This is a genomic window from Sphingobium sp., assembly GCF_035511395.1.
GTDB lineage: Bacteria > Pseudomonadota > Alphaproteobacteria > Sphingomonadales > Sphingomonadaceae > Sphingobium.
In genome coordinates this window covers 1-7807 of record NZ_DATKFP010000228.1, presented here as the reverse complement: position 1 = coordinate 7807, position 7807 = coordinate 1, and the positions used below count along the sequence as shown (strand labels likewise).

7 protein-coding genes and 3 pseudogenes are annotated in these 7807 nt (G+C 61.4%); 7 read left to right on the top strand and 3 right to left on the bottom strand.

The annotated features are described in order from the left end of the window. Positions 1 to 6: 6 nt before the first annotated feature. The 3 genes and pseudogenes from VMR39_RS15520 to VMR39_RS15510 form a co-directional block, all read right to left on the bottom strand. Positions 7 to 429, bottom strand: coding sequence for a DUF5615 family PIN-like protein (locus tag VMR39_RS15520; RefSeq protein ID WP_325416851.1), 423 nt, complete (start codon positions 427 to 429; stop codon positions 7 to 9). After that, positions 426 to 1079 (bottom strand): DUF433 domain-containing protein, encoded by a 654-nt coding sequence (locus VMR39_RS15515; RefSeq protein WP_325416850.1) that lies wholly within the window; start codon positions 1077 to 1079, stop codon positions 426 to 428. Before VMR39_RS15515 ends, VMR39_RS15520 begins: the two co-directional genes overlap by 4 nt. A gap of 424 nt (positions 1080 to 1503) precedes the next feature. Next, positions 1504 to 1665, bottom strand: a pseudogene (locus VMR39_RS15510) (helix-turn-helix domain-containing protein); the annotation flags it as partial. Positions 1666 to 1966: 301 nt separating this feature from the next. On the opposite strand from VMR39_RS15510, the gene VMR39_RS15505 reads away from it, so the two are divergent. From VMR39_RS15505 to trbL, 7 genes and pseudogenes are all read left to right on the top strand, one after another. Next, entirely contained in the window at positions 1967 to 2827 is an 861-nt protein-coding gene (locus VMR39_RS15505; protein WP_325416849.1) for a DUF2285 domain-containing protein, read from the top strand. Positions 2828 to 2876: 49 nt separating this feature from the next. After that, a complete protein-coding gene (locus VMR39_RS15500) occupies positions 2877 to 3413 on the top strand; it encodes a thermonuclease family protein (protein ID WP_325416848.1) in 537 nt (178 codons plus the stop codon). Beyond that, positions 3410 to 3802, top strand: a complete 393-nt coding sequence (locus VMR39_RS15495; RefSeq protein WP_325416847.1) for a hypothetical protein — start codon at positions 3410 to 3412, stop codon at positions 3800 to 3802. The genes VMR39_RS15500 and VMR39_RS15495 overlap by 4 nt, the downstream gene beginning before the upstream one ends. An 82-nt stretch (positions 3803 to 3884) precedes the next feature. Then, positions 3885 to 4196 (top strand): annotated as a pseudogene (locus VMR39_RS15490) (ParB/Srx family N-terminal domain-containing protein); the annotation flags it as partial. Between the two features lie 1169 nt (positions 4197 to 5365). After that, a pseudogene (locus VMR39_RS15485) lies at positions 5366 to 5764 on the top strand (conjugal transfer protein TrbE); the annotation flags it as partial. Next, positions 5761 to 6486 carry a P-type conjugative transfer protein TrbJ gene (gene trbJ / locus VMR39_RS15480; protein WP_325416846.1) on the top strand — a complete coding sequence of 242 codons (726 nt, stop codon included), beginning with the start codon at positions 5761 to 5763 and terminating at the stop codon, positions 6484 to 6486. The pseudogene VMR39_RS15485 and the gene trbJ, both read left to right, overlap by 4 nt. An 18-nt stretch (positions 6487 to 6504) precedes the next feature. After that, positions 6505 to 7807 (top strand): P-type conjugative transfer protein TrbL (trbL, locus tag VMR39_RS15475; protein ID WP_325416845.1); only part of this gene is annotated, 1303 nt, incomplete at its 3' end.

Below are 7807 nucleotides of genomic sequence, written 5' to 3'. Positions count from 1 at the left end.
GCCACCTCAGCTTTCTTCGGCAGGAAGCGCGTAGCGGAGCACGCGCAAATCATCATCGTCGTCGAGCGTGATTTCGAGCACCTGGTTCACCAGATCAGGGTCGGCGTCGAGTTCGACCAGAGCCTGTTCGAAGAGTTCGATCTGCATATCGAGATCCATGCCGGGCGGGCCGTTGAGGCAGATCAGGCCAGCATGGATCGCGACATCGGCATACTGCCCCTTCGTTCCGGGCTTGTCCCTTGGCCCCCGGAAGTCGACCGAGTTCTTGGTGACGAAGGTCCAGTCGCCGTCCAGGATGATCGGCGTCAACTCCCAGTCTTTATACCCAGCGAGCCCCAGCCAAACGATATGGCTGGTTTCGCCGTGGTCTTTGTCGATTGCGATCTTCGCAAGCTCTGGGCTGAGACATTCGTCGATTAGAAACTTCATCCCGCCTTCCTACGGCGAGGTACGCGGCGGTCGGTGACGATGGTCGCGCCTTCCGGGAGGTCTCCGGAGACGCGTGGTCGGCCGCGGAGCGGGTTGGCTTCCGCGTAGATCGCGGCAAGGCGAACCTTCTCGGCGTCGAGGCTTGGCCAGGCGTCAAGGATACGCTGGATCGGGCGACCGGCCACGACGGCCGCGGAAACATCGTAGACGGGAACGCGAGTGCCACGAATGACCGGAGTACCGCCGAGAATATCGTCGGAGGTCCAGACGATTTCGCGCGCTGCAGCCAGATCGTCCAACCGCTCGCTCGTGCCCTTCACGAAGGGCAACAGATCGATGGTCAGGAACTCGTCGCGGACGATCCAGTCTTCGCGCAGCAGTGCCGCCCAGGCGAGCGCACGGGAGCGCGTCAGCCGAGGGCCAGCGGTCTTGATGGCGAACAGCCGTTCTTCCGAGGTGAGGCGCTTGGCGCTCTCAAAGTAGAAGGTGATGAAGGAGCATGCGCCAGCGAGAACATGCCGCCCGTTGTCGAGCGACACGAAGGCATCTGGCAGGATGCGCTCATCGATGACGCGATTGATATCGCGCAGGCTCACGCGCGAGACGACAGCGGCCTCGGTCGCCTTCAGCATTTCCGCGACAGCGGGCATGTAGGCCTCCTGTTTAAATCTTCCGATATATCGGAATATATAATCGAGGGTCTGAAATTGCAAGGTCTGACGTGGTGCCATTCGCCCCGCTGTTCCATCTCATGGATCGTCGTATCGGCCAGCGGCACGATCTGCCGAAGCTGCGTTCGACGAATGGTGTGCCGAACCGAACGCGATGCCAAATACGGCATGACGGGCAGGGCGTCCCCGCACTCGTCAGGACATTGCTGTCTGCCGTCGATTTTCTGTCCGTCGCCCATGCTTTGGTCCGTCTACGAAAAGTGTCCCGTGAAATATCGGACCAAAAATCCCACAAATGGACGAAGCCTTTTATATCCTTTATGTGCGCCGACGTTTCCTCAACTACGGATTCCTCGGCAATAGTGCCTTGCGCCTACACTGCGCGGTCTCATAGAGCAGATTATCACCCATTCCGCCTTCGGAATGCTTCCGGGCTCATGCCGGTATGTCTTTTGAACGCCGTTGAAAAATTGCCGAAATTCCCGAAGCCGAGATCCAGCGCGATTTCGGTGATCGATTTCCGGGTGCCCAACACAAGTTCGACCGCGGCGGCCATCACCGTGTTGTGGGCATACCGGCAGGACGCTCATAATATGACAGGCAACCTGTCCTCCAGGATCGAAGTCTACTTGTGCAATCATGGCGCGAATACGGCCATTTTGAGGAAATATCTGATAACAACTGTCTGATTTACTTAAAATTATTTGAATATTTCGTGGCGCAATTTCAAAAGCTGTAAACCTTTCGCAAAAGCGCCCCTGCTGTTTCCTATCGATGATTATCGATAGAGCGGACGGAAACCACACCAAGGCCAACAAACATTCTTCCGTCTGCTGATGATAATCACGGCAAGGAGGCGTGCTGTCATGTCTGAGGAAAAACCCGAACCGGGCATAAGTAATTCTTTAAGTGGGTCGCGTTTTCTGGAGGGAAACGCTTCGGGCGCTGATTGGCGCGAACCCGCCCACTATAATCCGTTACTTAGCTGCGACCGACATTGCTGGGCGGGCGAGTGGCTGCGCCGGAACCCGGCGTTCCTCGCCGACCTGCGGGAAGCCCGATGCAGCCCGCCCGATGAATCCGGACACATCCTTTGCGATCAGGATTGTCGCCTTTCCCGATGGGGCGTGCGTTGTTGCCGGATCGATGGCGAGGCAGTGTTCTTCTGGCTACCGGAATGCAATCCGCTGGTCTTGCAGGTAGAAGCCAAACCGCATATCGACACAGGCAACGCCTTCGATTGTCGCCAATGCCCTTTGTTCCGCGCCGTCGTACGCGGCGATGACGGCCAGCATCTTTTATTCAGCGACGGCGCGCGGCATCTGCAACTCGCGGTGACAGAGGGCGATGCGCTCACCGGTCCGGCACTGCTGAGTTGCACGCTTTGCGGCCTCAAGGATTTCGAGATCAAGCCGCTGACCCTACAGCGCCTGTGCCGCCTGGCGCGCAGCGGACGATTGCTCAAATCCCTTTACCCACCCGAACGCCGCGCCCGCCGCTGGGTGGAGATGCTCCGCGCCTTTGACGGGGCGGCTACCGGGGCCAGCCAGCGTGACATCGCGGCGGTGCTGTTCGGGGATCGGGCGATCCGGGAGGATTGGGAGGCCGGTTTTCTGCGTACCCGCATCCAGCGCCTGCTCTCTGGCGCGAGGTCCATGGTGCGGGACGGCTACCGACGGCTGCTGGACCCGGAGAAAAAGGGACGTCTCGGGCGGGTGAAGGGCTGACAGCCAGAGAGAGGGTCGGTCGGTCGGCAACCCGAAAAGGAGACTTCCCATGTTTCAACTTGTCAGAGGCAGTGCCGTCATCGGCATTCTGTTTTTCGCTGTGGTGTCCTTCTGGCCCGCGCTCGATAGTGAGCACAAAGGCCCGGCCCGCGTCATCGATGCAGATACGATCGAGATCGATGGAAAAAGGCACCGCCTCTATGGCGTCGATGCCATGGAGATCGACCAGATCTGCCATCGCCGCGACGGTGCCGCATGGCTCTGCGGCAGAGAGGCTGCCGCCGCGCTCGCCAAATTCCTTGAAAGCCGCACGGTCAATTGCGACGTCTGGCAGGGCAATACCCGCGATGCCTATGGCCGCTTCATCTCGATCTGCTACGCGGGCAGCGACAATCTTTCGGCCTGGGTCGCCAATGAGGGCTGGGCCATCACTGAGCGCGATGCCAACCGCCTCTATAATTACACCAGCCAGGAAGGCATGGCGAAATTCCTGGCGCGTGGCATCTGGGACGGCACATTCGACCGGCCCGCCGAATGGCGGCAAGAACATCCAAAAATGAGGCAGCAGGCGGGAGAGCGGCCATGACCGCGCTGTTTCCGCCGCCCGCCGATACATCCAATCGTGATTACAGCGCCGATATCGCCAGGGTGCCCGCCACACCGGGCGGTCATCTGACGGTCGGCCGCGGCGGCTTTTCGCTGCACTATCTGAACGGAAGCCTCTCTGGTTATGACGTCGAAGCGGTCAAGGCCCAGGCCATTGCCGCCGGGCTGCCGGTGATCGATAGTCGCTGCGTCGAGTTCGGCCGGGTAGTGAAGCTCGCCATCAGCGGTCCGATGATCGCGGTCGGAAGAAACCCCGATCCGGAACCTCGGCACGCCTTTTCCTACGCCCCGCTGATCGTGGTGGCGCGGTCCTACGCGGCGGCGGGGGCGGCGGTTTACAATCTCGACCTGAACCAGGCAGCGGCCTGAAAGTGAGAGGGAAGTTCGGGTTTTTCATGAACGGGTTGGAAGGGGAAAGAAGGCTTTCTCCGCCCGTTCTGGAGAAACCGACATGGCAACCCCGCAGAAAATCACCCTGTCCCAGTCCCGGGACATTCCCTTCAACAAGCTGGTGCTCTCAAACCGCAACGTCCGCCGCGTACAGGCGGGCGTATCGATTGAGGAACTGGCGGAAGACATCGCCCGGCGCACGCTGTTGCAGAGCCTGAGCGTGCGGCCCGTGCTTGGCGAAGACGGTCAGCCCACGGACCAATATGAGGTACAGGCTGGCGGGCGCCGTTACCGGGCGCTGGAACTGCTGGTCAAGCAGAAGCGCCTCAACAAAACCACGCCCATCCCCTGCGTCGTCCGCGAAGACGGCATTCTCGAAGAGGACAGCCTCGCCGAGAATGTCCAGCGGCAGGCGCTCCATCCGCTCGACCAGTTCCGCGCGTTCCAGTCCCTGAAAGATCAGGGTCTCGGCGAGGCGGACATCGCCGCGCGCTTTTTCGTCACGCCGCAGATCGTCAAGCAACGGCTGAAGCTCGCCAGTGTGTCGCCCAAGCTGCTGGAAATCTATGCCGCCGACGCGATGACGCTCGATCAGCTCATGGCCTTCAGCATCGCGGCCAACCATGAGCGGCAGGAGCAAGTGTGGGAGGCCGTGCAGCGCGGCTACAACCAGGAACCATACTATATCCGCAAGCTGCTGACGGAAGACGCTGTTCGGGCATCGGACAAGCGGGTTCGTTTCGTCGGCCTCAATGCCTATGAAGCCGAGGGCGGTGTCGTGCTGCGCGATTTGTTTTCGCAGAATGACGAGGGCTGGTTGCAGGACGTGGCGCTGCTGGAACGCCTGGTCGCCGCGAAGCTGACCAGTGAAGCTGAGACGATCAAGGCGGAAGGCTGGCGCTGGATCCAGATCGCCCAGGAATTTCCCTATGGGCATACTGGCGGTTTGCGTCGCCTCATGGGCGAAATGCAGCCGCTGTCGGATGAGGAGCACGCACAGCGCGAAGCCCTGCGCGACGAAATGGCGGAGATTGAAGAACGCTATTCGGATACCGACGAGGAGCTTCCCGAGGAGGTCGACCGGCGGCTTGGCGAGATCGAGACCGAACTCGACGATTTCGAAGATCGGCCCGTCATCTACGATCCCGCCGAAATCGCTCGCGCGGGCGCGTTCGTCAGCATCGACGGCGACGGTCGACTCAAGGCCGAACGCGGCTATGTCCGGCCCGAGGACGAGGCGCAGAATGAGGCTGATGGCGAAGCAGCCGACGCCTTCGTCCGCGACCCTATCGAAATCGTCCATGTCGGTGCCGATGGTGAAACGCGGCAGGTCGATCCGGGCACGGCGCTTTCCGGCAATGGACACCCCGCCGAGGAGGAGGAAGACGGTATCAAGCCGCTATCCGACCGGCTGGTCCTGGAACTCACCGCGCACCGGACGCTGGCCTTGCGCGACGCGCTGGCGGGCGACCCGGACATCGCCTTCATCGCCGTGCTGCATGGTCTGGCGCTCCAGACCTTCTACCGCTACGCCACCGATAGCTGCCTGACATCGCCGATAGCTCCATCGCCCCGGCCATCATCGAGAGCTGCCCGCAACGCATCTTTCTGCCCAATGACCGGGCGGTCGAGCCGCAGGCGCGCGCCGCCTATGAACGCTTTGGCATCAATGAACGCCAGATCGAACTGATCGCCCGCGCCACGCCCAAGCGCCATTATTACCTGCAATCGCGACGCGGCAACCGACTGTTCGAGCTGGGCCTCGGCCCCATCGCCCTGGCGCTGTGCGGCGCATCCGACACGGAAGCGCAAACCCTCATCAACGCCATCCTGGCCGAACACGGGCCGGGCGATTTCGCTGCCCGGTTCCTTTCCACGTGCGGTCTCGATTGGGCCGCTGACCTCATCACGCAATTTCCTCGACATGGAGAACCATCATGAAACGCACCTCCCTTGCTGCGCTCATCGCCGCTTCACTTGCTGTACCCTTGACCATCACCATGCCGCAGACGGCTCATGCCGCCTGGCCGGTCTTCGATGCCACGAACTACGGCCAGAATGTTCTTCAGGCCGCCCGCGCGCTGGAGCAGATCAACAACCAGATTCAGCAGCTCCAGAACCAGGCGACCATGTTGCAGAACATGGCGAAGAACCTTCAGCGGCTGGATTTCTCCTCGCTCGGTCAGATGCAGGGCGCACTCAATCGCATTGACGGGCTGATGATGCAGGCTAAGGGGCTCAGCTTCGACCTGACGCAACTCGAGGGCCAATGGCGGCAGCAATATCCTGATAGCTACTATGCCTCTATCGGTGTGAACGACATGGCGACCGCCGCCCGCGAGCGCTGGCAGAACGCCATGAGCGCCTTTCGCCAGACCATGCGTGTGCAATCCCAGATCGTCGAGAATGTGCAGGCCGATCAGGGGCTGCTCACCGATCTGGTGGGTCAGAGCCAGGGTGCCGTCGGCGCATTGCAGGCGCAGCAGGCCGCCAACCAGCTCATCGCGCTCAGCACCAAGCAGCAAATGCAGATCCAGACGCTGATGGCCACGCATTACCGCTCGCAAGCCGAGGACGCCGCCCGCAAAGCGCAAGCCGAAGAGGCCGCGCGCGAGACGACCAAGCGTTTCCTGGGCTCCGGCAGCGCCTATTCCGGCAACTGACGATCAGGGGATGGCGTCATGAATGACCTCGGCATCATCGACACTTTCATGGAGACCTTCAGCCAGTATATCGATTCTGGCTTCGGGCTGCTGTCGGGTGATGTCGCCTTCCTGACTTCTATCCTAATCAGCATCGATATCACGCTGGCGGGCCTGTTCTGGGCTTTGGGCGGCGAAGACAATATCATCGGGCGGCTTTTGAAGAAGGTGCTCTATGTCGGCGTCTTCGCCTACATTCTGAACAACTTCCAGAACCTCGCCGACATCATCTATCGCTCGTTCTCCGGCCTCGGCATTCAGGCCGCGCCCGGCGGCATGACTGCCGATGACCTGCTCAAACCCGGCAAGATTGCCGCCACCGGCTATGAAGCCGCCTATCCGCTGCTCGAACAGGTGAGCAATCTCGTCGGCTTTCCGGAAATTTTTGGCAACGCGCTGACGGTCTTCGTGTTGCTTGTCGCCTGGTTCCTGGTCCTCATCGCGTTTTTCATTCTGGCGATCCAGCTCTTTATCACCGTGCTGGAATTCAAGCTGACGACGCTCGCCGGCTTCGTGCTGGTGCCGTTTGCGCTGTGGAACAAGACATCGTTCCTGGCCGAGCGTGTACTCGGCAATGTGATTTCCTCGGGCATCAAGGTGATGGTGCTGGCCGTCATTGCGGGCATTGGCTCGACGCTGTTTTCCACTTTCACGACCGGCCTTCAGGGCCAGGAACCCGATCTTGCCGCCGCCATGTCGCAGGTATTGGGTGCGCTGGCTTTGCTCGGTCTTGGTATTTTCGGCCCCGGCATTGCCTCGGGGCTTGTGTCCGGCGCACCGCAACTCGGCGCGGGCGCAGCGCTTGGCACAGCGGGTGCTGCCGCAGGGGCGGCGATGCTTGCCGGTGGCGCAGCCATGGCCGGTGCAGGAATGGTGGCCGGTGGTGGGCTTGCCGCCATCCGGGCCGGAACGGCGCTGGGTTCGGCGGCGTCGACTGCATTCCAATTGGGCCGCGCTACATCTGGTGCTTCAGGGATGGCAGGGGCCGCGGCGGGCATGGGCGGTGTTGCTCGTGCTACTGGCGGAGCCGCCACACAAGGCGCGCGTTCTGCTGCTGGCCGTGCGGCAGGTTCGCTTAAACAAAGTGCCAATACTGGCCGCAATAAAGCTTGGACGGCCACCGGCGGCGCACCAACCGCCGCGATGAGTGAGGGCGCATCCGTTAGCACCGCCACCAACTCCGCTCCTGATTGGGCAAAACGCATCCGCTCTGAACAAAACGCCCGCGCCAGTCGGCATGCAGTCGGTCAGGCGATTAAGGACGGCGACCGCCCCGGCCAAG

Bases quoted from the DNA above. Each gene is read 5' to 3' on its own strand.
- VMR39_RS15520 (WP_325416851.1), bottom strand. From the start codon at position 429: ATGAAGTTTCTAATCGACGAATGTCTCAGCCCAGAGCTTGCGAAGATC.
- VMR39_RS15515 (WP_325416850.1), bottom strand. From the start codon at position 1,079: ATGCCCGCTGTCGCGGAAATGCTGAAGGCGACCGAGGCCGCTGTCGTC.
- VMR39_RS15505 (WP_325416849.1), top strand. From the start codon at position 1,967: ATGTCTGAGGAAAAACCCGAACCGGGCATAAGTAATTCTTTAAGTGGG.
- VMR39_RS15500 (WP_325416848.1), top strand. From the start codon at position 2,877: ATGTTTCAACTTGTCAGAGGCAGTGCCGTCATCGGCATTCTGTTTTTC.
- VMR39_RS15495 (WP_325416847.1), top strand. From the start codon at position 3,410: ATGACCGCGCTGTTTCCGCCGCCCGCCGATACATCCAATCGTGATTAC.
- trbJ (WP_325416846.1), top strand. From the start codon at position 5,761: ATGAAACGCACCTCCCTTGCTGCGCTCATCGCCGCTTCACTTGCTGTA.